At 73.8% G+C, this 22,006-nt stretch carries 22 protein-coding genes; 8 read left to right on the top strand and 14 right to left on the bottom strand.

What is annotated here, in order from left to right:
- Positions 1-54 precede the first annotated feature (54 nt).
- From ACFRAV_RS03990 to ACFRAV_RS03980, 3 genes are read right to left on the bottom strand one after another with little or no spacing between them, the layout of a single operon-like run.
- Positions 55-1,245, bottom strand: a complete 1,191-nt coding sequence (locus ACFRAV_RS03990; RefSeq protein ID WP_382551403.1) for a dipeptidase — start codon at positions 1,243-1,245, stop codon at positions 55-57.
- Positions 1,242-1,769: a 5-(carboxyamino)imidazole ribonucleotide mutase gene (purE, locus tag ACFRAV_RS03985; RefSeq protein WP_382551401.1), complete on the bottom strand. Its 528-nt coding sequence runs from the start codon at positions 1,767-1,769 to the stop codon at positions 1,242-1,244. The genes ACFRAV_RS03990 and purE overlap by 4 nt, the downstream gene beginning before the upstream one ends.
- On the bottom strand, positions 1,766-2,935 hold the full coding sequence (locus tag ACFRAV_RS03980; RefSeq protein ID WP_382551399.1) for a 5-(carboxyamino)imidazole ribonucleotide synthase: 1,170 nt from the start codon (positions 2,933-2,935) through the stop codon (positions 1,766-1,768). The genes purE and ACFRAV_RS03980 overlap by 4 nt, the downstream gene beginning before the upstream one ends.
- 182 nt (positions 2,936-3,117) lie before the next feature.
- On the opposite strand from ACFRAV_RS03980, the gene ACFRAV_RS03975 reads away from it, so the two are divergent.
- Complete coding sequence (locus ACFRAV_RS03975) at positions 3,118-3,636, top strand: GtrA family protein (protein WP_382551397.1); 519 nt, start codon at positions 3,118-3,120, stop codon at positions 3,634-3,636.
- A gap of 36 nt (positions 3,637-3,672) precedes the next feature.
- Here ACFRAV_RS03975 and ACFRAV_RS03970 read toward each other — a convergent pair whose 3' ends face one another.
- Positions 3,673-4,947 (bottom strand): ATP-binding protein, encoded by a 1,275-nt coding sequence (locus tag ACFRAV_RS03970; RefSeq protein WP_382551395.1) that lies wholly within the window; start codon positions 4,945-4,947, stop codon positions 3,673-3,675.
- Between the two features lie 12 nt (positions 4,948-4,959).
- Complete coding sequence (locus tag ACFRAV_RS03965; RefSeq protein WP_166022251.1) at positions 4,960-5,637, bottom strand: response regulator transcription factor; 678 nt, start codon at positions 5,635-5,637, stop codon at positions 4,960-4,962.
- Positions 5,638-6,159: 522 nt separating this feature from the next.
- On the opposite strand from ACFRAV_RS03965, the gene ACFRAV_RS03960 reads away from it, so the two are divergent.
- Positions 6,160-7,647, top strand: a complete 1,488-nt coding sequence (locus tag ACFRAV_RS03960) for a peptide MFS transporter (protein ID WP_382551393.1) — start codon at positions 6,160-6,162, stop codon at positions 7,645-7,647.
- Positions 7,648-8,065: 418 nt separating this feature from the next.
- On the opposite strand, the gene ACFRAV_RS03955 is transcribed toward ACFRAV_RS03960, so the two are convergent.
- Both ACFRAV_RS03955 and ACFRAV_RS03950 read right to left on the bottom strand, forming a co-directional pair.
- Positions 8,066-8,659 carry an ATP-binding protein gene (locus ACFRAV_RS03955; protein WP_382551391.1) on the bottom strand — a complete coding sequence of 198 codons (594 nt, stop codon included), beginning with the start codon at positions 8,657-8,659 and terminating at the stop codon, positions 8,066-8,068.
- Between the two features lie 253 nt (positions 8,660-8,912).
- Positions 8,913-9,296, bottom strand: a complete 384-nt coding sequence (locus ACFRAV_RS03950) for an STAS domain-containing protein (RefSeq protein ID WP_382551389.1) — start codon at positions 9,294-9,296, stop codon at positions 8,913-8,915.
- Positions 9,297-9,534: 238 nt separating this feature from the next.
- Here ACFRAV_RS03950 and ACFRAV_RS03945 point away from each other — a divergent pair, with 238 nt between their 5' ends.
- Complete coding sequence (locus ACFRAV_RS03945) at positions 9,535-10,572, top strand: RNA polymerase sigma factor SigF (RefSeq protein ID WP_382551387.1); 1,038 nt, start codon at positions 9,535-9,537, stop codon at positions 10,570-10,572.
- 33 nt (positions 10,573-10,605) lie between these two features.
- Here ACFRAV_RS03945 and hutI read toward each other — a convergent pair whose 3' ends face one another.
- The 4 genes from hutI to hutU are packed head-to-tail and all read right to left on the bottom strand — an operon-like array spanning position 10,606 to position 16,179.
- The gene (gene hutI / locus ACFRAV_RS03940; RefSeq protein ID WP_382551386.1) at positions 10,606-11,829 is read right to left on the bottom strand and encodes an imidazolonepropionase; all 1,224 of its coding nucleotides are present in this window, start codon (positions 11,827-11,829) and stop codon (positions 10,606-10,608) included.
- Complete coding sequence (locus ACFRAV_RS03935) at positions 11,826-13,208, bottom strand: formimidoylglutamate deiminase (RefSeq protein WP_382551384.1); 1,383 nt, start codon at positions 13,206-13,208, stop codon at positions 11,826-11,828. The genes hutI and ACFRAV_RS03935 overlap by 4 nt, the downstream gene beginning before the upstream one ends.
- Complete coding sequence (locus ACFRAV_RS03930; RefSeq protein ID WP_382551418.1) at positions 13,205-14,416, bottom strand: allantoate amidohydrolase; 1,212 nt, start codon at positions 14,414-14,416, stop codon at positions 13,205-13,207. The genes ACFRAV_RS03935 and ACFRAV_RS03930 overlap by 4 nt, the downstream gene beginning before the upstream one ends.
- A 50-nt stretch (positions 14,417-14,466) precedes the next feature.
- A complete protein-coding gene (gene hutU / locus ACFRAV_RS03925; protein WP_382551382.1) occupies positions 14,467-16,179 on the bottom strand; it encodes a urocanate hydratase in 1,713 nt (570 codons plus the stop codon).
- 437 nt (positions 16,180-16,616) lie between these two features.
- On the opposite strand from hutU, the gene ACFRAV_RS03920 reads away from it, so the two are divergent.
- The 4 genes from ACFRAV_RS03920 (at position 16,617) to ACFRAV_RS03905 (ending at position 19,540) form a co-directional block, all read left to right on the top strand.
- Complete coding sequence (locus ACFRAV_RS03920; protein WP_351113477.1) at positions 16,617-17,018, top strand: hypothetical protein; 402 nt, start codon at positions 16,617-16,619, stop codon at positions 17,016-17,018.
- 83 nt (positions 17,019-17,101) lie between these two features.
- Complete coding sequence (locus ACFRAV_RS03915; protein ID WP_382551380.1) at positions 17,102-18,562, top strand: hypothetical protein; 1,461 nt, start codon at positions 17,102-17,104, stop codon at positions 18,560-18,562.
- Positions 18,559-19,152, top strand: coding sequence for a roadblock/LC7 domain-containing protein (locus ACFRAV_RS03910; RefSeq protein ID WP_382551379.1), 594 nt, complete (start codon positions 18,559-18,561; stop codon positions 19,150-19,152). Before ACFRAV_RS03915 ends, ACFRAV_RS03910 begins: the two co-directional genes overlap by 4 nt.
- 13 nt (positions 19,153-19,165) lie before the next feature.
- The gene (locus ACFRAV_RS03905) at positions 19,166-19,540 is read left to right on the top strand and encodes a hypothetical protein (RefSeq protein ID WP_351113475.1); all 375 of its coding nucleotides are present in this window, start codon (positions 19,166-19,168) and stop codon (positions 19,538-19,540) included.
- A 74-nt stretch (positions 19,541-19,614) separates the two neighbouring features.
- Here ACFRAV_RS03905 and ACFRAV_RS03900 read toward each other — a convergent pair whose 3' ends face one another.
- A complete protein-coding gene (locus ACFRAV_RS03900) occupies positions 19,615-20,199 on the bottom strand; it encodes a hypothetical protein (protein WP_382551378.1) in 585 nt (194 codons plus the stop codon).
- 138 nt (positions 20,200-20,337) lie between these two features.
- Positions 20,338-21,198 carry a MurR/RpiR family transcriptional regulator gene (locus tag ACFRAV_RS03895; protein WP_382551376.1) on the bottom strand — a complete coding sequence of 287 codons (861 nt, stop codon included), beginning with the start codon at positions 21,196-21,198 and terminating at the stop codon, positions 20,338-20,340.
- Between the two features lie 153 nt (positions 21,199-21,351).
- On the opposite strand from ACFRAV_RS03895, the gene ACFRAV_RS03890 reads away from it, so the two are divergent.
- Positions 21,352-21,573 carry a hypothetical protein gene (locus tag ACFRAV_RS03890; RefSeq protein WP_382551374.1) on the top strand — a complete coding sequence of 74 codons (222 nt, stop codon included), beginning with the start codon at positions 21,352-21,354 and terminating at the stop codon, positions 21,571-21,573.
- A gap of 84 nt (positions 21,574-21,657) precedes the next feature.
- Here the strand turns inward: ACFRAV_RS03890 and ACFRAV_RS03885 are convergent, their stop codons facing one another.
- The gene (locus tag ACFRAV_RS03885) at positions 21,658-21,969 is read right to left on the bottom strand and encodes a hypothetical protein (RefSeq protein WP_382551373.1); all 312 of its coding nucleotides are present in this window, start codon (positions 21,967-21,969) and stop codon (positions 21,658-21,660) included.
- Between the last annotated feature and the right edge of the window lie 37 nt (positions 21,970-22,006).

Below are 22,006 nucleotides of genomic sequence, written 5' to 3'. Positions count from 1 at the left end.
CTGCTGGAGCAGCGAATCCGGGGCTCACCTGTACGGCACAGCCAGCCGTCGCGCCTACACGTCGACCGTGGTGATCGTCGCGTGGGAGGGGGCGGTGGTGGTGCGGAGGTCGCGGGAGACCGCTTCGGCGTCGCGGAGGAGGCGGACGGCGTTGCCCCAGGTCAGCTTGGCGAGGTCGTCGCGGGACCAGTTGCGGTCGAGGAGCTCGGCGACCAGGTTCGGGTAGCCGGCGACGTCGCGCAGGCCGTCCGGGGTGAACGCCGTGCCGTCGTAGTCGCCGCCGATGCCGATGTGGTCCACGCCGGCGACCTCACGCATGTGGTCGAGGTGGTCGGCGACCGTCGAGACGGTGGCCCGCGGGCGCGGGTGGGCCTCCTCGAAGGCCTGGTGGACCTTCATCGCCTCCGGGGTGGTGTCCAGGTGGTGGAAACCGTGCGCCCGCAGGTTCTCGTCCGCCTCGACCGTCCAGTCCACCGCGGCCTGCAGGACGAACTTCGGCACGAAGGTCGCCATGGCGACGCCGCCGTTGGCCGGCAGCCGCTCCAGCACGTCGTCCGGGATGTTGCGCGGGTGGTCGCAGACGGCGCGGGCGGAGGAGTGGGAGAAGACCACCGGCGCCGTGGAGGCGTCCAGCGCGTCCCGCATGGTCGACGGGGCGACGTGCGAGAGGTCGACCAGCATGCCCTCGCGGTTCATCTCCCGCACCACCAGCCGGCCGAAGGCGGTGAGCCCGCCGTGCCGCGGCTCGTCGGTGGCGGAGTCCGCCCAGTCGACGTTGCTGTTGTGGGTGAGGGTCATGTACCGCACGCCCAGCGCGTACAGCATGCGCAGCGCGCCCAGCGAGTTCTCGATGGAGTGGCCGCCCTCGGCGCCCATCAGCGAGGCGATGCGGCCCTCTGCGCGGGCGGCCTCCAGGTCGTCCGCGGTGTACGCGGCCCGCAGGTCGCCCGGGTACCGGTCGAGGAGCTGCCGCACGCAGTCGATCTGCTCCAGCGTCGCGGCCAGCGGGTACGGCTGCTCGTAGGGCACGTACACCGACCAGTACTGGGCGCCCACGCAGCCCTCGCGCAGCCGCGCCAGGTCGGTGTGCAGCGCGGCGCTCTGGTCGGCGGCGATGTCGAGGGCGTCGAGGTCGTAGCCGACCTGCTCGCGCAGCGCCCACGGCAGGTCGTTGTGGCCGTCGACGACCGGGAACTCGCGCAGCAGCTCGCGCGCCCGCGCCAGGGACTCCCGGGAGGCGCTCACCGGCCGTTCCCGGAGCCCGTGCCCATGGCCTTGGCGCGCAGCCGGCGGCCCTTCTCGGTGGCCTGGTCGTTGAGCTCCTGCTGGAACTCGCGCATCCGCTCCAGCAGCGCCGCATCGTGCGCGGCGAGGATGCGGGCGGCCAGCAGGCCGGCGTTGCGGGCGCCGCCGACCGAGACCGTGGCGACCGGCACCCCGGCCGGCATCTGGACGATGGAGAGCAGCGAGTCCATGCCGTCCAGGTACTTCAGCGGCACCGGCACGCCGATCACCGGCAGCGGCGTCACCGAGGCGAGCATGCCCGGCAGGTGTGCGGCGCCACCGGCGCCCGCGACGATCGCCTTGAGCCCGCGCTCCGCGGCCTGCTCGCCGTAGGCGACCATCTCGCGGGGCATCCGGTGGGCGGAGACGACGTCCACCTCGTAGGGGATCTCGAACTCGTCGAGGGCCTGGGCTGCGGCCTCCATCACGGGCCAGTCGGAGTCCGACCCCATGACGATGCCGACCAGCGGCGCTTCGCTGCTCATTCGGTGACGATTCCCCTCAGGTAGTGGGCCGCGTGCGTGGCGCGCTCCAGGACGTCGTCCAGGTCGGCGCCGTAGGTGTTGACGTGACCCACCTTGCGGCCGGGCTTCACGTCCTTGCCGTACATGTGGATCTTCAGCTGGGGGTCCCGCGCCATGCAGTGCAGGTACGCCGAGTACATGTCGGGGTAGTCGCCGCCGAGGACGTTGACCATGACGGTCCACGGCTGGCGGGGGCGCGGGTCACCGAGCGGCAGGTCGAGGACGGCCCGCACGTGGTTGGCGAACTGCGAGGTGACCGCGCCGTCCATCGACCAGTGGCCGGAGTTGTGCGGGCGCATCGCCAGCTCGTTGACCAGGATGCGGCCGTCGCGGGTCTGGAACAGCTCGACCGCGAGGTGGCCGACGACGCCGAGCTCCTTGGCGATGGTGAGCGCCATCTCCGCGGCCTCGGCGGCGAGGTCGGGGGCCAGGTCCGGGGCGGGTGCGATCACGGTGTCGCAGACGCCCGCGACCTGGCGGGACTCGACCACCGGGTAGGCGACCGCCTGGCCGTGCGGGGAGCGCACCACGTTGGCGGCGAGCTCGCGGACGAAGTCGACCTTCTCCTCGGCCAGCACCTCGACGCCGGCCTTGAAGGGCTCGGCGATCGCCGCGTCGTCGGCGCCCTTGATCACCCAGACGCCCTTGCCGTCGTACCCGCCGCGCACGGTCTTGAGCACGACCGGGAAGCCGTCGCCCTCGGCGGCGCCGTCGGCCACGCCCTCGGCGGCGAACGCCGCGACGTCGGCCGGGTCGGCGACGATGCGGTGCCGGGGGCAGGCCACGCCGATCGCGGTGAGCTTCGCCCGCATCACGCCCTTGTCCTGGGCGTGCACCAGCGCCTCCGGGCCGGGACGCACGGGGATGCCGTCCGCCTCCAGGGCCCGCAGGTGCTCGGTGGGCACGTGCTCGTGGTCGAAGGTGATGACATCGCAGCCGCGGGCGAAGTCGCGGAGGGTGTCCAGGTCGCGATAGTCGCCGACGACGACCTCGTTGACGACCTGGGCCGCGGAGTCCTGCGGGGTGTCACTGAGCAGCTTGAAACGGATGCCGAGCGGGATGCCGGCCTCGTGCGTCATACGCGCGAGCTGGCCACCGCCGATCATGCCGACTACCGGGAACGTCACGCGTCAAGGGTATCGGGCGTGCGTTCCGGTTCCGCTTTCCGGCCCGGCAGGCGGAAACCGGTCACGCGAGTACCACTTCTGCCCGACTTCCACACGCCCCCGTCGTTGCGCGCGCGAGGCCGGAGAGGCCGTGGTTAGCATGACTGAGTTGACGTCGATCACATGAACGGGGCTGGGCCGCGATGGGCAGAGAGCTTCCTCGCACCGCCGCGCCGGACGGAATCCGCCGCCGCCTGCGCGCCCTGTGGCGTGAAGTCGTCAAGTTCGGCGCGGTCGGCGGGGCCGGTCTGCTGGTCAACTTCGCCACGTTCAACGTGCTGCTGCACATGGGTGTGCGCCCCGGCCGGGCCGGCGTGGCCGCGACGGCGCTGGCCATCGCCTTCAACTACGTCGGCTTCCGCTACTTCACCTACCGTGACCGGGACCGCGGGCACCGCACCCGGGAGATGACCCTGTTCCTGGCGTTCAGCGCCGTCGGCCTGGTCGTCGAGAACGGCGTGCTCTTCCTGGCCACGTACGGGATGGGCTGGGACACCCCGCTGGAGAACAACGTCTTCAAGTTCGTGGGCGTCGGGGTGGCCACGCTGTTCCGCTTCTGGTCCTACCGCACCTGGGTCTTCCGGACCCTGCCCGAGCCGACGGAGCGCCCGTCACGGGTGCACCCGCAGGGGCGTGCCACGCAGCGGGTCGGGCGCCCGTAGCGGTCCCGCCGCCCCGGCCCGTCCGGCCCCGGCGGCTCAGCGGACCGTCGGCCCCGAGGGCTTGGAGCGGGGGCGTTCCGGCTGCGGCCGGCTCAGGAAGAGACCGAACACCGGCGGCTGCGCCTGCAGCATCTCCAGCCGGCCCCCGTCCGCCTCGGCGAGGTCCCGGGCGACGGCCAGGCCGATGCCGGTGGAGTTGTGCCCGCTGATCGTCCGCTCGAAGATCCGGGCGCCCAGGTCGGCCGGGATGCCCGGCCCCTCGTCGGTCACCTCGACGACCGCCTGGTTGCCCACCACACGGGTGCGCAGGGCCACCGTGCCGCCGCCGTGCATGAGCGAGTTCTCGATCAGGGCGGCCAGCACCTGCGCCACGGCGCCCGGCGTGCCCATGGCCTCCAGGTGCCGCTTGCCGGAGCTGACGATGGCCCGGCCGCCGCTGCGGTAGGCGGGCCGCCACTCGGCGATCTGCTGATGGATGACCTCGTCGATGTCGAAGGAGACCGCGGAGCCGGTGCGCGGGTCGCGCGAGTTGGTGAGCAGCCGCTGCACCACGTCGGTGAGCCGCTCGACCTGGGTGAGCGCGATGGCGGCCTCCTCCCGCGCGGTCTTCAGGTCGTCGGTGAGGGTGATCTCCTCCAGCCGCATGGAGAGCGCGGTGAGCGGCGTGCGCAGCTGGTGGGAGGCGTCGGCGGCCAGTCGGCGTTCGGCGGTCAGCATCCGGCCGATGCGTTCCGCGGAGCGGTCCAGCACGTCGCCGACCCGGTCCAGCTCGGGTACGCCGTACCGCTTGTTGCGCGGCCTGGGGTCGCCGGAGCCGAGGCGTTCGGCGGTCTCGGCGAGGTCGGTGAGCGGGGAGGCGAGCCGGTTGGCCTGGCGCACCGCCAGCAGGATCGCGGCGATCACCGCGAGCAGCGCCACGCCTCCGATGATCAGCAGGGTGCGCCCGACCTCCCGGGTCACCGTGGAGCGGGGCTCCTCGACCCGGACCGTCTCGCCGCCCTCGCCGCGGGTGGTGGCGTGGATGACGTCGCCGGACGGCTTGTCGCCGACCTCGATCACCCGGCCGCCGGGGAGGGTGATCACCGCGTGCCGTCCGGCCTCGACCTGGTTCTGCAGGATGGCGGCGCTGACGTCCTCGTCGCCCAGGACCCGGGCGTCGACGATGCTCGCCAGCCGCACCGCCTCGGACTCGACCCGCTCCTGGGCGCTGGCGCTGATGGTGCGGGTCTCCACCAGGACCAGGGAGACGCCGAAGACGGCGATCACCACGAGGACCACGAGGAGCGTGGACTGGATGAGGCGGCGGCGCATGGGTGAAGGGTGTCAGCTCTTCTCGAAGCGGAAGCCCACGCCGCGCACGGTGGCGATGTAGCGGGGGTTGGCCGCGTCGTCGCCGAGCTTCTTGCGGAGCCAGGAGATGTGCATGTCGAGGGTTTTGGTCGACGACCACCAGGTGGTGTCCCAGACCTCGCGCATCAGCTGGTCCCGGGTCACGACCCGGCCGGCGTCGCGGACCAGCACCCGCAGCAGGTCGAACTCCTTGGCGGTGAGCTGGAGCTCCTCCTCGCCCATCCAGGCGCGGTGCGACTCGACGTCGATCCGCACGCCGTGGATGGCGGGCGGCTGCTGCGGCTCGGCGGCGCCGCGCCGCAGGAGGGCCCGGACCCGGGCCAGCAGCTCGGCGAGCCGGAACGGCTTGGTGACGTAGTCGTCGGCGCCCGCGTCGAGGCCGACGACGGTGTCCACCTCGTCCGCGCGCGCGGTCAGGATGAGGATGGGCACGCTGAGCCCTTCGGCGCGGAGCCGGCGGGCGACCTCCAGGCCGTCCATGCCGGGCAGGCCCAGGTCGAGCACGACCAGGTCCACCCCGCCCCGTACTCCGGCGTCGAGGGCGGCCGGGCCGTCCTCGCGCACCTCGACCTCGTAGCCCTCCCGGCGCAGGGCGCGGGCCAGCGGCTCAGAGATGGACGAGTCGTCCTCGGCGAGCAGTACACGGGTCATGAGGTGATGGTAGTCCCGCCCTCGCGATCACCGGAGCCCGCCTTCGCGCCGCTTTTCCAGGGCGGCGGAGGGTGCGGGTCGCTCGTTCCGCCACCCACGCCCGCCCTCGTTCTCCGCGGGCGACCGGGCGGGGCAAGAAGCTGTATCGGCCACGGATACCATGGGAGCGGACGGGACGGCAGAGGTGTGATCATCACCTCAAATGCCCCCTATATGCCCATTGACACGCGTTCCTGCTGTCTAATGGCTCTGGCCTCATGGGCAGCCTCCGCGTATGCGCGTCGGACGCCGCACGTGGGTGCGGGCCGGTTCCCAAGCCGGCCCTGACAGTGACAGACCTGCGGCCGGGTCCCTCGCGTCGACGACGACGCCCGGGGCGTGGATCCCGGGGTCGCCCTCCCGCTCCCCACCCATGGAGCGTTCCTCCCCGCGGCGGGATCTGGGCGGACGACACCGGTGCCGGCCTCCCCCCACCGGGCGCGCACCCATCCCCTCGCGCGTCCCGACCAGCAAGGAACGACCATGGCGTCCAGCCTGACGAAGTCCTCACCCCCGGCTCCCGGGGCTGAGAAGACTTTCTTCGGCCACCCCCGCGGCCTGGCCACTCTCTTCATGACCGAGATGTGGGAGCGTTTCTCCTACTACGGCATGCGTGCGCTGCTCCCGCTGTACCTGATCGCCGACGAGGGTCTCAACCTCGACGCCGGCACGGCGGTCGCCATCTACTCCGTGTACGTGGCCACGGTGTACCTGCTGGCACTCCCCGGCGGATGGCTCGGCGACCGCGTCTGGGGTCCGCGCAAGACCACCGCGATCGCGGCCGGCGTCATCATGGTGGGCCATCTGCTGCTCGCCGTCCCGATGACCGCCGTCTTCTACGTCGGCCTGCTCTTCGTCGCGGTCGGCTCGGGCATGCTCAAGTCCAACATCTCCACGATGGTGGGCCAGCTCTACGACGGCCCGGACGACCCGCGTCGTGACGGTGGCTTCACCGTCTTCTACATGGGCATCAACCTCGGCGCCTTCGTCGCGCCGCTGATCATCGGCACCGTCGGCCAGACCGTCGACTGGCACCTGGGCTTCATGCTCGCCGCGGTCGGCATGGGCCTCGGCCTGGTGCAGTTCCTGGTCGGCACCAAGCACCTGGCCGCCGAGTCCAGCATCGTCCCGAAGCCGCTGACGCCGGCCGAGCGCGCCTCCACGCTGCGCAAGGCCATGTACTGGCTGCTCGTCGCCGTGGTCTTCTACGGCATCGTCGGCGGCACCGGCCACTTCACGCTGAAGTGGGCGACCGTCCCGCTGCTCGTGCTCGGCCTGCTCATCCCGGTCTCCGTCCTGGTCCGCATCAAGCGGGACAAGGACCTCACCGCCACCGAGCAGTCGAAGGTTTCCGGCTACCTCTGGTTCTTCGCGGCCGCGGCCATCTTCTGGATGATCTACGACCAGGGCGGCTCGACGCTGGCGATCTTCGCCGACAGCCACGTCGACAACCACGTCTTCGGCTGGGAGTTCCCGGTCTCCTGGTTCCAGTCGGTCAACGCGCTGCTGATCATGGCGCTGGCGCCGGTCTTCGCGACCATCTGGCTCTCCCTGGCCCGCAAGGACAAGGAGCCGAGCACGATCGTCAAGTTCACCGGCGGTCTGGCCCTGATCGGCATCTCCTTCTTCGTCTTCCTGCTGCCGCTGGTGGCGTCGGGCGACGGCAAGGTCTCGCCCTACTGGCTGGTGCTCATCTACTTCGTCCAGACCGTGGCCGAGCTCATGCTCTCGCCGGTCGGCCTGTCGGTCACCACGAAGATGGCGCCGGCGAAGTACGCCTCGCAGATGATGGGCGTGTGGTTCCTCGCCGTCACCGCGGGCGACGCGATCACCGGCCTCGTCGCGGAGGCGGGGGTCGACCTGAACCGGACCGGGTTCGTGGCGCTGGAGGCGGCGCTGGCGGTGGTCGTCGGTATCGGGATCTTCCTCAACCGCGGCAAGGTCAAGCAGCTCATGGGCGACGTCCGCTGACCTCCCCCACCCCGAAGGGGCCCTCCCGTACCCACGGGAGGGCCCCTTCACGTTCCCCCGGCGGGGGCGGCCCGGCACGCGCCCTGGGGGCGGTGCGGTTTCACACGGCCCCTGCGGGCAATCGTGCCGCTGGGGCGGCACGGGTGGGCGCAGGGGCCCACGCTCTCGCGGGACGGCTCGCTCCCCGGAACGTCAGGTCCCTCCGGGAAGGGGGCGGGTCGGGGGGACAAAACGGTGCTGTCCAGGTGCACGGCCCGGCGGCCGCCCGCGGGACACCGGCTGGGGATGCGACGGCGCCGCAGCACGGGGCGTGGGCCCGGGGCGCCGCGGCGCGGGGAATGCGGGGAAGTGCAGGGGAGTACGAGGGCTCGCCCCTGGGGCCGCGGCGCGGGGTGGCGCGCCGCGGCGGGGGGGGCGGCTAGGAGGTGGGGCGCGCGAGGTCGGCCCAGACGGTCTTGCCGGGGAGCTCGGGGGCCGCCGCGACCCCCCAGTCCATCGACAGCCGCTGGACTATGAACATGCCGTGGCCGCCCGGCCGCCCCGCCTGATGCGGCGTACGCGGCGTCGGCTGCCCCTCGCCCCGGTCGGTGACCGCGACCCGGATCGTCTTCCGGTCGAAGGTGAGCGTGAGAGACTCCGGCTGCTCCGCGTGCAGGCACGCGTTGGTGACCAGCTCGGACACGATCAGCAGCACGTCCTCCGCCGCCGCGCGCCCGTCGTCCGTGGACGACGGCAACCAGCCCCACGCGTACAGGGCCTGTCGCGTGAAGTCGCGGGAGAGGGGAACGACGCCGCTCTCCCCCGCCAGATTCAGTTGCCGTACCTCCGGCGCCACCGGCGCGCCTCCGTTCGCAGCCCCCGTCACCTGTTCCAGGTCGGGAGACGTCCTGTTCACCGCCGTGTGTTCCAGGTCGGGAGACGTCCCGTTCACCGCCGTGACGGGCGGGGCGGGGGAAGCGCCGCCGGGCTGCGGGCCGCGGTCGCCCGGCGGATAGGGCCGGGTGGTGCTCATCAGCGCTTCACCTCACCGATTCACCGATACACGAGTGGACCTCGGGGTCTTCGGGGCGTCGGAAACGGTTCGGGCCTTCGGCCCGGCCCCGTCCATGGCGCCCCCTGTCCTCAGCAATTCTCCTGCCCGCCCCGGACGTCGGAACACTCACCGATTCGCCCCGTTTCGCCCTATCCGCCATCTTTCACCGATTCAGCACAAGATGTCACGAACGACTGCGCACGCCGTCGCTCTTCGTGACGCCCGTCACCGATCAGCCGGTTCCCGTGCCTTCCGCGAGCGCGCCTTCCACCGTGTCGTGCACGGAGAAGACCGTGTCCGCGCCGGTGATCTCGAAGACGCGCGCCACCGCGGGCCTCATCGCCACCAGGTGGATACCGCCGCCGGCCTCTTCCGCCTTCAGGCGGGCGCCGAGCAGCACGTTCAGCCCAGTGGAGTCACAGAACTCCAGCTGGGAGCAGTCCACCACGATCCGTGTGCGCCCCTTCGCCAGGTTGCGCTCCAACGGCTCGCGGAGGAGTTCGGCGGTGTGGTGGTCGAGTTCGCCCGCCGGGATCACGACGGCGCTGGCTCCCTCTTCCCGTACCTCCACCAGAAGCCGGCCCGACTGCGCGCTGCCGACCGTCCCGTGGTCCATTGCCGTCTCTCTCTCGACGTCCGATCTGCTGATACCGCCTCCGAACCCTACGCCCTCTGCGCAGAATTCGGCAGTCGAACAATCATAAGAATTAGGACATAAGCGTACGGAGCATACTTGCGGTCTTGTTGCTCGAGCGGGTAGGGCTGATGAGGACACATCCGATCCGGCCGGCTTTGGAGGCGCCGCACACCGCAGAAGCGCACGTACTGGCATCGGCAGCCATATGCCGAGAACGATGGAGGACTTCATGTCACCCCGGCTCGACGCATCGCATACCCCCAGAGCGACGTCGGCAATCCCGCCTCATGCGCACGAGGAGTTCACGTCCCCCACGGCGGACGCGACACTCCCCGTCCAGACCGTTCCCCACCTCCCCCACCAGCGGACCGCGACCGTGCTCGAAGCCGGTCCCGACGCCCCGCCGCACGGCCCCGCCGGCACCGCTCCCCCCGCGGATCCGGCCGGCCTGCTGGACGGCCTCCCCGAGATCCCGCACTACGCGGGAGTGCGCGCGGCCGACGCCCGCGCCCTCTCCAAGGCCCTGTTCGAGCGGCTGGAGTCGCTCGAGGAAGGGACCGCGGAGCACAGCTACGTACGCAACACGCTGGTCGAGCTGAACCTGGCCCTGGTGAAGTTCGCGGCCTCCCGGTTCGGCTCCCGCAGCGAGCCGATGGACGACATCATCCAGGTCGCCACCATCGGCCTCATCAAGGCGATCGACCGGTTCGAACTGAGCCGTGGTGTGGAGTTTCCCACATTCGCGATGCCGACCATCATCGGCGAGATCAAGCGCTTCTTCCGCGACACCTCCTGGTCCGTGCGCGTCCCGCGCCGGCTGCAGGAGCTGCGGCTGGACCTCGCCAGGGCCACCGACGAGCTGCAGCAGCGGCTCGACCGCGCGCCGACCGTCGGCGAGCTGGCCGAGCACCTGGGGATCTCCCGTGAGGACGTGCTGGAGGGCATGGTCGCCTCCAACGCCTACACGGCCTCCTCGCTGGACGCCCAGCCCGAGGAGGACGACTCCGAGGGCGCCCTGGCGGACCGCATCGGCTACGAGGACGACGATCTGGAGGGCGTCGAGTACATCGAGTCGCTCAAGCCCCTGATCGCCGGGCTCCCGGCCCGCGAGCGGAAGATCCTCTCGCTGCGGTTCACGGCCGGCATGACCCAGTCCGAGATCGGCGAGGAGCTCGGCATCTCCCAGATGCACGTCTCCCGGCTGCTGTCCCGGACGCTGGTCAAGCTGCGCGAGGGCCTCACCGGCGAGGAGTAGCGCCGCCGCCGGGTGTGGGGAGCCTCGGGGGCCTCATACCTCGCGGACGCCGCCCCGCCACACCCCCGCCACCAGGGGGACGCCCGGCCGGTAGGCCAGGTGCACGTGGCTGGGCGCGTCGAGCAGCAGCAGGTCCGCGCGGGCGCCGGGCGTGATCCGTCCGACGTCCGCGCGGCGCAGCGCCGCCGCGCCGCCCGCGGTGGCCGCCCACACCGCCTCGCCCGGGGTCATGCCCATGTCCCGCACGGCGAGTGCGACGCAGAACGCCATGGACGAGGTGTACGACGATCCCGGGTTGCAGTCCGTCGACAGGGCGACGGTGACCTTGGCGTCGAGCAGCCGCCGCGCGTCGGGCCACTCGGCCCGGGTGGAGAACTCCGCCCCGGGCAGCAGGGTGGCCACGGTCCGCCCGCCCGAGCTCGCCAGCGCGTCCACGTCGGCGTCGGTGAGGTGGGTGCAGTGGTCGGCGCTGGCCGCGTCCATCTCCACCGCCAGCCGGACCCCGGGGCCGTGCCCCAGCTGGTTGGCGTGCACGCGCGGCACCAGGCCGCGCTCCCGGCCCGCGGTGAGGATCGCGCGGGCCTGGTCGCCGTCGAAGGCGCCGCGCTCGCAGAACACGTCGACCCAGCGGGCGTGCGGGGCGCAGGCGTCCAGCATCTCGCCGGTGACCAGCTCCACGTAGGCCGCCGGGTCGTCGGCGTGCTCGGGGGCGACGATGTGCGCGCCGAGGTAGGTGACCTCGGGCGTGTGCCGGGCGGCGATCTCCAGCGAGCGGGCCTCGTCCTCGACGGTGAGGCCGTAGCCGGACTTGGTCTCCACGGTGGTGGTGCCCTGGCGCAGCGCCTCCGTCAGGTGCCGCACCAGGTTGGCCTCCAGCTCGGCCTCGCCGGCCGCGCGGGTGGCCGCGACGGTGGTCCGGATGCCGCCCGCCGTGTAGGGCCGGCCGGACATGCGCGCGTTGAACTCCTCGGTGCGGTCGCCGGCGAAGACCAGATGCGTGTGGGAGTCCACGAACCCCGGCAGCAGCGCGCGTCCCTGGGCGTCGACCCGGTTGTCGGTGGCGGGTGCTTTCCTGGACATACCGGTCCACACGACGCGGTCGCCCTCGATCACGACGGCCGCGTCGCGGATCACGCCGAGCGGTGAGCCGTCCGGGGAGGAGCCGAGGGAGGGGTCGTTGGTGACCAGGTGGGCGACGTTGTCGATCAGGGTGCTGGTCGTCGCGGTGTCGGCAGGGGTGCTGGGAGGGGTGCTCATGCTCGTCCTGTGCGCAGGTGGGCGACGGCCGTCGCCAGTTCTCGGGCGGGTTCGGGGACCAGGGTGTGCGCCCCGTCGCGGACCACGTGGCGGCCCGCGCACACGGTGTGGCGCACGTCCGCGGCCGTCGCGGCGAATACCGCGGTCTCGGCGCCGCGCTCCGGTGGCGGCCCCGCGGTCCTGACGGTGTCCAGGGCGACGGTCGTCCAGTCGGCCGGCGCGCCCGGCGCGAGCGTGCCCGCCTCCGGGCGGCCGAGGGCGGCGTGGCCGTCCGCCCCGGCGGCGCGCAGCAGCGCTCCGGCGCTCCAGTGGCCGCGGACCCGGGTGCGCAGCCGCTCGTCGAGCTCCAGGGCGCGCGCCTCCTCGAACAGGTCGATGACGGCGTGGCTGTCGGAGCCGAGGCTGAGCGGCGAACCGGCCCGCTGGAGGGCGGGCGCCGGTCCGACGCCGTCGGCGAGGTCGCGTTCGGTGGTGGGGCACATGCAGGTTCCGGTACCCGAACCGCCGATCAGGGCGATGTCCTCGTCGGTGAGGTGGGTGTTGTGCACGCCGGTGGTGCGCGGGCCCAGGACGCCGTGGTCGGCGAGCAGCCGGGCCGGGGTGCGGCCGTGGGCGGCCAGGCATGCCTCGTTCTCCGCGGGCTGCTCGGAGAGGTGGACGTGCAGCGGCGCGCCGCGCTCCTCGGCCCAGCGGGCGACCTGGGCCAGCTGGCCGGCGGGGACGGCGCGCACGGAGTGGACGGCCGCGCCGAGGGTGACGTGGTCGCGTTCCTTCAGCAGCGAGGCGCGGGCGGCCCACGCCTCGGCGTCGCCGTCGCTGAAGCGCAGCTGGGCCCCGGTGGGCGGTTCGCCGAAGCCGGAGGAGAGGTAGGCGGTGTCCAGCAGGGTGATCCGCACCCCGGCCTGGGCGGCGGCCTCGATCAGCGCCTCGCCCATGGCGTTGGGGTCGTCGTAGCGGGTCCCGCCGGGGGCGTGGTGCAGGTAGTGGAACTCGCCGACGGCGGTGATGCCGGCCAGCGCCATCTCGGCGTAGACGGCGCGGGCGAGGGCCAGGTAGGAGTCCGGGTCGAGCCGCCCGGCGACCTGGTACATCACCTCGCGCCAGGTCCAGAAGGTGCCGCGGTCGGCCTGGACGACGCCGCGCAGCGCCCGGTGGAAGGCGTGCGAGTGGGCGTTGGCCAGGCCGGGGAGGGTGAGGCCGCGCAGCGGCTCCGCGCCGGGCGGCGGCGCGGGGGTGTCCTCGGTGACGGCGGTGATCCGTCCGTCGGCCCCGGTCTCCACCAGGACGCCGGAGCGGACCGGGCCGCCGGCGGTGCGGAGGGCGTGCTCCAGCCAGTAGGCCCGGGACCGGCCCGGGCGGCCGCTGTCGGGGTGGGTCACGCGCGGACCAGTCCTTCCAGGGCGTCGGCGAGGGCGCGCACTCCCGCGACGCAGTCGTCCTCGGCGGCCTGTTCGGCCGGGGAGTGGGAGACGCCGGTGGGGTTGCGCACGAACAGCATGGCGGTGGGGATGCTCCCGGCGAGGATTCCGGCGTCGTGTCCCGCGCCGGTGCCCAGGACGGGGGCCCGGCGCGGGCCGCCGTCGCGCTCGCCGCCGAGCAGGTCGGCGAGGCGGTCCCGCAGCGCGTGGTCGAAGCGGGTCTCGCCGGTGAACGACTCGCGGGCCACCTCCAGGCGGACGCCGTGCGCCTCGGCGGCGGCGCGGGCGGCCCGTTCCACGGCGCCGACCACGTCGTCCAGTGCCTCCTGGGCGGCGGCGCGGGAGTCCAGCCAGCCGCGCACCAGGGAGGGCACGGCGTTCACCCCGTTGGGGTCGACGGCGACCTTGCCGAAGGTGGCGACGGCGCCCGCGCGCGTCGCCTCGCGGCGGGCGGCGAGGACGGTCTCGGCGTACGGCAGCATCGGGTCGCGGCGGTCGGCGAGGCGGGTGGTGCCCGCGTGGTTGGCCTCGCCGTGGAAGTCGAACCGCCAGCGCCCGTGCGGCCAGACCGCGCTCGCCACGCCCACCGGGTCGCCGGTCAGGTCCAGGGCGCGGCCCTGCTCGATGTGCAGTTCCACGAACGCGCGGACGCGGCCGAGGCGTTCGGGGTCCGCGCCGATGGCGTCCGGATCGTGCCCCGCCGCCTCCATGGCGTGGGGCAAGGTGACGCCGTCGGCGTCGGTGAGCCGGTGCGCCTGTTCGCGGGTGAGCAGTCCGGCGGTGAGGCGGGATCCCGCGCAGGCCAGGCCGAACCGGGCGCCCTCCTCGTCGCCGAAGTTGACCACTGCGAGGGGGCGGTCGAAGCGGGCGTCCCTGGCGCGGAGTTCGTCGAGCGCGGCGAAGGCGGACACCACGCCGAGCGGTCCGTCGAAGGCGCCGCCGTCCGGGACGGAGTCCAGGTGGGAGCCGGTCACCACGGCGTCCCCTGCGGACGGATCGCCCAGCCAGGCCCACTGGTTGCCGTTGCGGTCGGTCTCCACGGCCAGGCCGCGGGCCTCGGCCTGCTCGCGGAACCAGGCGCGGCAGTCGCCGTCGGCCGCCGTCCAGGCGAACCTGCGGTACCCGCCGGAGGAGCGGTCCCGGCCGATGCCGGCCAGGTCCCGCCACATCTCGTGGAACGACGCGCCCTTGGGCCCGGCGGCGGACTCCTTCGACACGCTCACGCGCCCTCGCCCCCGCCGGCGTCCTCGTTGTCGCCCCCGCCGGCGCCCTCACTGTCGCCCTCGCGCATGGGGACGCGGACGCCGCGCTCGCCGGCCACCGTCTCGGCGACGTCGTAGCCGGCGTCGACGTGGCGGATGACGCCCATGCCGGGGTCGTTGGTGAGGACCCGGCGGATCTTCTCCCCGGCCAGTGGCGTGCCGTCGGCGACGGTGACCTGGCCGGCGTGGATCGACCGGCCCATGCCGACGCCGCCGCCGTGGTGCAGCGACACCCAGGACGCGCCGGAGGCCACGTTGACCATGGCGTTCAGCAGCGGCCAGTCGGCGATGGCGTCGGAGCCGTCGAGCATCGCCTCGGTCTCCCGGTAGGGGGAGGCGACCGAACCGCAGTCCAGGTGGTCGCGGCCGATGACCACCGGGGCCTTCAGCTCGCCGCTCGCCACCATGTCGTTGAACCGCTCGCCGGCCTTGTCGCGCTCGCCGTAGCCGAGCCAGCAGATGCGGGCGGGCAGGCCCTGGAACTTCACCCGCTCACCGGCCAGCTTGATCCAGCGGGCCAGCGACTCGTTCTCCGGGAACAGGTCGAGGACGGCGCGGTCGGTGGCCGCGATGTCCGCCGGGTCGCCGGAGAGCGCCGCCCAGCGGAAGGGGCCCTTGCCCTCGCAGAACAGCGGCCGGATGTACGCGGGCACGAAGCCGGGGAAGGCGAACGCCCGGTCGTAGCCCGCGAGCCGGGCCTCGCCGCGGATGGAGTTGCCGTAGTCGAAGACCTCCGCGCCGGCGTCCAGGAAGCCGACCATCGCCTCCACGTGGCGGGCCATCGACTCGCGGGCACGGGTGGTGAAGCCGGCCGGGTCCTTGGCGGCCCGGTCCGCCATCTCGTCGAAGGCGACGCCGACGGGCAGGTAGCTCAACGGGTCGTGCGCCGAGGTCTGGTCGGTGACGACGTCGATGGGCGCGCCCATGGCGAGCAGCTTCGGCAGCACCTCGGCGGCGTTGCCCAGCACGCCGATGGACAGCGGGCGACGGGCGTCGCGGGCCTCCACCGCCAGCTGGAGCGCGTGGTCGAGGGAGTCGGCGCGGACGTCGAGGTACCGGTGCTCGATGCGGCGCTCGATGGCACGGGGGTCGCAGTCCACGCAGATCGCGACGCCGTCGTTCATGGTGACCGCGAGGGGCTGGGCGCCGCCCATGCCGCCGAGGCCGGCGGTGAGGGTGATGGTGCCGGCCAGGGTGCCCCCGAAGCGCTTGGCGGCGACGGCGGCGAAGGTCTCGTAGGTGCCCTGGAGGATGCCCTGGGTGCCGATGTAGATCCACGAGCCGGCGGTCATCTGCCCGTACATGGTCAGGCCGAGGGCCTCCAGGCGGCGGAACTCCTCCCAGTTGGCCCAGTCGCCGACGAGGTTGGAGTTGGCGATCAGGACGCGGGGGGCCCACTCGTGGGTCTGCATCACGCCTACGGGGCGGCCGGACTGGACGAGCATCGTCTCGTCCTGCTTGAGCGTGCGGAGGGTGCGGACCATGGCGTCGAAGGAACGCCAGTCGCGCGCCGCCCTCCCGGTGCCGCCGTAGACGACGAGCTTGTCGGGGTGCTCGGCCACCTCGGGGTCGAGGTTGTTCTGCAGCATCCGCAGGGCGGCTTCCTGCTGCCAGCCGGCGGTGGTGAGTTCGGTGCCGCGGGGGGAGCGGACGGGGCGGGGACCTGGCATGCCGGCTGCCTCCTGGGGGCGTTTGCTTGACCTCTATTCACATCCTGTCGGCGTGAATAGCTCCAGTCAACAGCGCCACCCCTCCCTGCCCCCGGCTTCCGCCGCGTCTGCGGGCGGCCGGACCGCCCAGCGGCACGACGGCCCGCAGGACGGGAGGGAGGAGGGGTTCGCACCGGTCGCAGCCGCCGCGGCGCGATGGGACGCAGGGGACGGCCCGCAGGCCGTGGGGGCGGCGGCGCGTACTCCGCGTACGCCCGCGCGAGGGTGACCCCCGGTGGGAGGATTGGGGGCAAGGTGGGGCGAGGGCGGGGCAGTTGACCCACGATAGTGGGGGCGCCGCATGTTCCGCCGGAAAATGCCAGAACGCTCACTCACCCCCACGATCCCTGCGTAGCGTCTCCGTCGTTCAGCCGAACGCCAGGTGGAGGGGGCCGCGCGTGCCCGGGATCGACGAGTGTCTGCTGGAAGTCATGCGGTTGCCCGGAGCCAGGGGCGCCGCGCTGGTCGACTGGACCAGCGGACTGCCGCTCGGCACGGTCGGCGACCCTCCAGGCGGCGAGGACCACGACACCGCCGCGGCGGAGGCCGCCGAACTCGCCCGCCTCGCCGCCGAGCACGGCGCCTTCACCCCCGACGAGGGGGCCGGCTGGGACAGCTCCGAGCCGCCGGTGGAGGACGTCATCATCAGCAATCGGGACAGCTACCACGTCCTGCGCTTCCTGCGGGCCACCTACGAGAGCAACGTCTTCCTCCACCTGTGGCTGGACCGCGACGAGGGCAACCTCGCTCTGGCCCGGATCCGCCTGGGCGACCTGGCCGGACGGCTGGTGCTCGGATGACGCCCGTGAACACGCCCCCGCCGAGACTCCCGGTCCGGGACCCCTCGACCGCGCGGCAGCGCCCCTGGGGCAGCGTCTCCCCGATGCTGAACCGTCTCGCCGCCGAGCACGCCACCGGCGTCCTGGTCCGTGAGCGCGGCACGCTCTACCTGTCCGAGGGCCGCGTGGTGCACGCCGAGAGCCCGGCCACCCCCGGTATCGACGTGCTGCTCACCGCCGCCGGGGCGGTGGACCCGGAGGGCTGGCAGCGGGCCGTCGAGGGCGCGGAGGCCGACCCGGAGCGGCCGGTGAGCCGCACGCTGATCTCGCAGGGCGTGCTCTCCCAGGGCCAGCTGGAGCTGTGCCACCTCGGCAGCCTCTTCGACGCCGCCTACTTCGCGCTCGCCCCCAGCAGCGCCCCGGGACACTTCCGGTACGGCGCCTGGCACTGGATGGGGGCCGTGCGGCCGGTGCCCGTCTCGGCTCTGGAGCGGGAGACGATGCGGCGGCGCTCGCTGCTGAACCGGATCTGGCCCGACCCGTCCACCGACACCGCCCCGCTGACCCTGATACGGCCGGCCCGCGCCGCCCAGGTCTGTGTGCGGCGGCAGGCGATCCTGGACCTGGTCGACGGACGGCGGACGGCCACCGACATCGCCCGCGAGCTGGGCCGGCCCGCGTTCCACACGCTGGTGGACCTGCGCCGGCTGGCGGCGGCGGGGCTGGTCGCCGCCACCCACCGCCCGGCGTCTCCCGCGCCCCCGGCCACCGCCACCGGCACCGGCACCGGCACCGGCACGACGACGGAGACCGCCGAGGCGCCGCTCCCCGTCCCGCCGCAGCCCGCTCCGCCGGCTTCGCCCCCGGCTCCCCCTTCGCCCCTGCCCGTGCCGCTGCCTTTGTCCGGGAACACGGCGGACGCACGCCACGGATCGCTCCCCGCCCAGCCCTCCGCGGAGCAGCCCCACGGGGAGGGGCTCCACGGGGACTGGCCCTACCCTGAGCAGTCCTCCGGGGACTGGTCCTACGGGGAGCAGCCGTACGCGCCACCGTCACCGCAGCCCCCGGCGCCGTCCCCGGGGCGGACGTATCCCGAGCAGCCGCCGTACGCGCGGCAGGGACGCGCGGGGCAGGTGCTGCCAGCGCCGTTCCCGGCGCAGCCCACCGCCCGGACCCGTCCGGCCGACGCGCCCTCGGTGCGCCCGGTCCCGCTGGTGCCGCTCGTGCAGCCGCTGCCTCCACTGGCGCCGCAGCCCGCGCACCCGGTCCGCCCGCCGGACGACAGGGTGGAGCAGCCGGCCCGCAACCATCCCGACGTGGACACCCCGTTGCCCCGCCGGCCCTCCGGCGGCCGCCACCGTGCGGGCCGCGGCACCGCGGCACCGGCCGCACCGGCCCCCCAGGCGGCGCCCGCGGCCCCCGCGGTGCAGGCCGCCCCCGCCGCCCCGGTGGTCCCGCCGCCGCGGACTCCGGCGGCCGCCCCGTCGTCGATGCCGCCCACCCACTTCGCCGACCCCGACGTCACCCTGCTCCAGCGACTGCGGGCAGCCTTGGAGGCCCTGTGATCCGCGCCCTCCGGCAGCGTGCCGGGAGGAAGCAGTTGCCGGCCGTGGAGGCGGAGGTGCGCGGCGAGCTGCGCCGCATCCGCTCGCGGATGTTCCAGCTGACCGGCGCCCTCGCCACCTCGGCCGACGGCACGGTGCTGGCCGAGGACTCCCCCGGCGTGGCGGCGGAGGAGGCCGCGGCGCAGACCGCCGAGGTGCTCGCCGCGGTGCTCCGGCTGACCGACGTCACCTCGCGCGGCACGCCCCGCGAACTGGTCGTCCGCGGCAGGTCCGGCTACCTGGCCACCTACGCGGCCGGCCGGTCCACCGTGCTCACCCTGCTCGCCGAGGACGGGGTGAACCTCGGCCGGCTGCACCTGGAGGGCCGCCGCTGCGCCGCCCGGATCGGCGAGCTCGTCGACGGGGGGACGGCCGGTCCGCCGGCCCTGGATCCCGCGCCCCTCCCCCCTCCCGCACCTCCCACCACACCCGCCACCGCGGCCGTCGCGGCCCCCGGCGCCGTCGGCGCCACCGCGGCTCCCGCGTCCGCACCGAACCGGGCGCTTCCGCACAGCACCAGCGGGGCGAACGCGCCCACCACCCACAGTTGAGAGGAAACACCGCATGGCCAGCACCGAGACCGCCCTGAAGGAAGCCCTGACGACCATCGAGGGCGCCACCGGCGTCGCGCTGGTGGACTACACCAGCGGCATGGCGCTCGGCACGCTCGGCGGCAGCAAGGACTTCGACCTGAACGTCGCCGCCGCCGGCAACACCGACGTGGTGCGCGCCAAGATGCGCACCATGGAACACCTCGGCATCCAGTCCGAGATCGAGGACATCCTGATCACCCTCACCGACCAGTACCACCTGATCCGGCTGATCAAGGGCCGCAGCGGGAACGGGCTGTTCCTCTACCTGGCGCTGGACGCCGCCCGCTCCAACCTGGCGATGGCCCGCCACCAGCTGAAGCGCATCGAGGCGGAGCTGGAGGTCTGATCCCCGGCCGGGACCGCACCCGGTGCGCTCCGGCGTACGGTCCCGGCCGGGGTCCTCGCAGGAACCGGCTCCGGTCAGGCCGGAACCGGGGTACGGCGGCGACGCGCCCCACCCGGCGTCGCGTCACCCGCCGCGACGCCCGTGACGCGGTAGCCCCGGACGGTCCTCCCGGCCGGGGCGCCACCGCGCCGCAGCCAGTCCACCCGCACCCACAGCAGCGCCCCGGCGGCCCGCTCCTGGGAGCCCAGCCAGGCCGCCTTCAGCCACAGGCCGACGCCCGCGCCGGCCAGCGCCATGCCGCCGGCGGCGGGCATCGCGAACGAGGACCCCGCCGCGGCGAGGAAGGCGAGCAGCAGCCACCACCCGTGGCCGCGCCGCCACACCCGCGCCGACACCGCACGGTCCTGCAGCACGTCGTTGCGGCCCGCCTTGGCCGCGGCCTTCACCAGCGCCCGGTACCGCTTGCGCCGGGCGGCGGCCACCACGGCGGCGGCCGCCAGGAACAGCACCGCCCCCGCGTACCAGCCGATCCGCCGGCCGGTCAGTCCCGGCAGGAGCGATCCCGCTCCCGCCGCCAGCACCCCGAGCCACCACATCGGGGCTGCTCCCGCTCTCACGACCACGGCCACCCGGGCCAGTCCCTGACCTCCGCGAGCCACGATCCCCTCCTCGTCCTCCAGCGCCTGTCGCGCGTCTCCGGTATCGGAACGTTCGAACGAAAAGCGTAGTCAAGGCCTGTCGGAACGGCGTCAGTACGGACGAGATCAACATGCGCGAACGGTCCGCGCGGGCGCGCGCTATTCGGCGAAGAGCCCACGGGAGGCGGCGCGGGCGTCGAACTCCTCGAGCCGTGCCTGCGCCTCGGGCAGGCGGTCGCACATCGCCTCGAGCAGCACGCGGCCCAGCAGCATCGGGGCGCAGGCCGTGTCGAAGGCCAGGCCGGTGCCGACGGCCGCCGGGATCAGCAGGTCGGAGACGCCGGCCACCGGCGCGAACGCGGAGTCGGCCACGGTCACCACGGTCAGCCCCTCCTCCCGCGCGTGGGCCAGCGCCTCGACCGTCTCCTTCGGGTGGCGCGGCAGCGCGAAGCAGAGCAGCGCGCCCGCGCCGGCCCGGCGGGCGCCGTCGATCCGGTCGTGAAGCATCGAGCCGCCCTCGGTGAGCAGGCGGACGTCCGGGTGCACCTTGGCGGCGAAGTACGCGAACCCGTGGGCCTGCGCGACCGCGGCCCGCAGGCCCAGCACCGGCAGCGGGCGGGAGGCGGCCAGCAGCCGGCCCGCCTCGCGGACGGGTCCGGGGTCGGCGAGCGCGTCGGCGAGGCGGCGCAGGTTGTCGATCTCCGCCTCGACGGCGCGCTGGTAGGAGTTCGTCTCCACCCGCTCCCCTTCCTGCGACGCGTCCGCCGGCGCCGGCACCACCTCACGCAGGCGGCGGCGGAGCGCCGGGTAGCCGTCGAAGCCGAGGGCCACCGCGAAGCGGGTGACGGACGGCTGGCTCACGCCGGCCAGCTCCGCGACCTCCACGCTGGACAGGTACGGCATCTCCGCGGCGCGGCGCACCATGCAGTGGGCGATGCGGCGCTGGGTGGGGGTGAGCTGCCGGCCCTCGAAGAGCGCCCTCAGCCGGGCGTCGGCGGGGCTCCCGGTGGTGGTGCTCAATGCATACTCCCTCTCCCGGCGGGTCACTCCGCATGACTTTATTCAGCCCGGCGGGGCGGCGGGAGGGGGCGTCCACGGCACGGGACCGTCCGGGTGCTCCCCTCGGCTACGATCCGGGCGTCCTGACGACGATCAAGAGGGGGGACCTCTTCCATGCGCCTGCGTACCGCGGCGGCCTCGGCCGCGCTCGTTCTCTGCTTCGCCACGGCCGCGACGGCGTGTTCGCCGGTCGAGGCGGCGGACAAGGAAGCGGTGGTCACTCCCACCGAGTGCGCCACCACCGCGGCCGGGATACCGGAGGACTGCGCCGCCGACGTGGACACCACGGAGATCACCGAGGGCGAGCCCGCCGAAGGGGCCCCCACCGCGCCGTAGGCGCTCGGCACCCGACACGCGGCCCTGCGCCCAGCACGCGGGGCCTGACCGCCGGTCGATGCAGAGCCGGCGGTCGGGCCCCGGTCAGACCCCCGCGCGGCGCTGCGCCTCGACGACCAGGTGGGCGGCGTCGGCGACCGTGGACGCGTCCGGGGCCACCGACGCGAGGTCGTGGGCGGCGACGGTCACCTGGTCGGCGACGGCGAACATGCCGGCGTCGGGCATCTCCCGCGGCTCCGCGCCGGGCGTCTCCAGCCGCTGGGCCCGCACCGCCAGCTCGCGGGCCAGGCCGAGGGCCTCGCCCGCCGCCCCGCGCTGCAGCCGGCTCTGCGGCGCGGCGCGCAGACGGTCGGCGAACTGTTCCACGGCCCGGGTCAGGGGTGTCGTATCAACCACACCCCGAGACTACGCGTAACGCCGGAAGGGCCCCGGG

It is taken from the genome of Streptomyces sp. NPDC056600 (genome assembly GCF_042792855.1).
Classification (GTDB): domain Bacteria; phylum Actinomycetota; class Actinomycetes; order Streptomycetales; family Streptomycetaceae; genus Streptomyces.
This window is presented reverse-complemented; position numbering and strand designations above follow the sequence as displayed.

Coding starts and splice junctions, on each gene's coding strand:
- ACFRAV_RS03950 (WP_382551389.1), bottom strand. CDS start 9,296: ATGGACCACGGGACGGTCGGCAGCGCGCAGTCGGGCCGGCTTCTGGTG.
- ACFRAV_RS03905 (WP_351113475.1), top strand. CDS start 19,166: ATGGCCAGCACCGAGACCGCCCTGAAGGAAGCCCTGACGACCATCGAG.
- ACFRAV_RS03945 (WP_382551387.1), top strand. CDS start 9,535: ATGGAGGACTTCATGTCACCCCGGCTCGACGCATCGCATACCCCCAGA.
- ACFRAV_RS03915 (WP_382551380.1), top strand. CDS start 17,102: ATGCTGAACCGTCTCGCCGCCGAGCACGCCACCGGCGTCCTGGTCCGT.
- ACFRAV_RS03970 (WP_382551395.1), bottom strand. CDS start 4,947: ATGCGCCGCCGCCTCATCCAGTCCACGCTCCTCGTGGTCCTCGTGGTG.
- ACFRAV_RS03960 (WP_382551393.1), top strand. CDS start 6,160: ATGGCGTCCAGCCTGACGAAGTCCTCACCCCCGGCTCCCGGGGCTGAG.
- hutU (WP_382551382.1), bottom strand. CDS start 16,179: ATGCCAGGTCCCCGCCCCGTCCGCTCCCCCCGCGGCACCGAACTCACC.
- ACFRAV_RS03975 (WP_382551397.1), top strand. CDS start 3,118: ATGGGCAGAGAGCTTCCTCGCACCGCCGCGCCGGACGGAATCCGCCGC.
- purE (WP_382551401.1), bottom strand. CDS start 1,769: ATGAGCAGCGAAGCGCCGCTGGTCGGCATCGTCATGGGGTCGGACTCC.
- ACFRAV_RS03890 (WP_382551374.1), top strand. CDS start 21,352: ATGCGCCTGCGTACCGCGGCGGCCTCGGCCGCGCTCGTTCTCTGCTTC.
- ACFRAV_RS03930 (WP_382551418.1), bottom strand. CDS start 14,416: ATGTGGCGGGACCTGGCCGGCATCGGCCGGGACCGCTCCTCCGGCGGG.
- hutI (WP_382551386.1), bottom strand. CDS start 11,829: ATGAGCACCCCTCCCAGCACCCCTGCCGACACCGCGACGACCAGCACC.
- ACFRAV_RS03965 (WP_166022251.1), bottom strand. CDS start 5,637: ATGACCCGTGTACTGCTCGCCGAGGACGACTCGTCCATCTCTGAGCCG.
- ACFRAV_RS03955 (WP_382551391.1), bottom strand. CDS start 8,659: ATGAGCACCACCCGGCCCTATCCGCCGGGCGACCGCGGCCCGCAGCCC.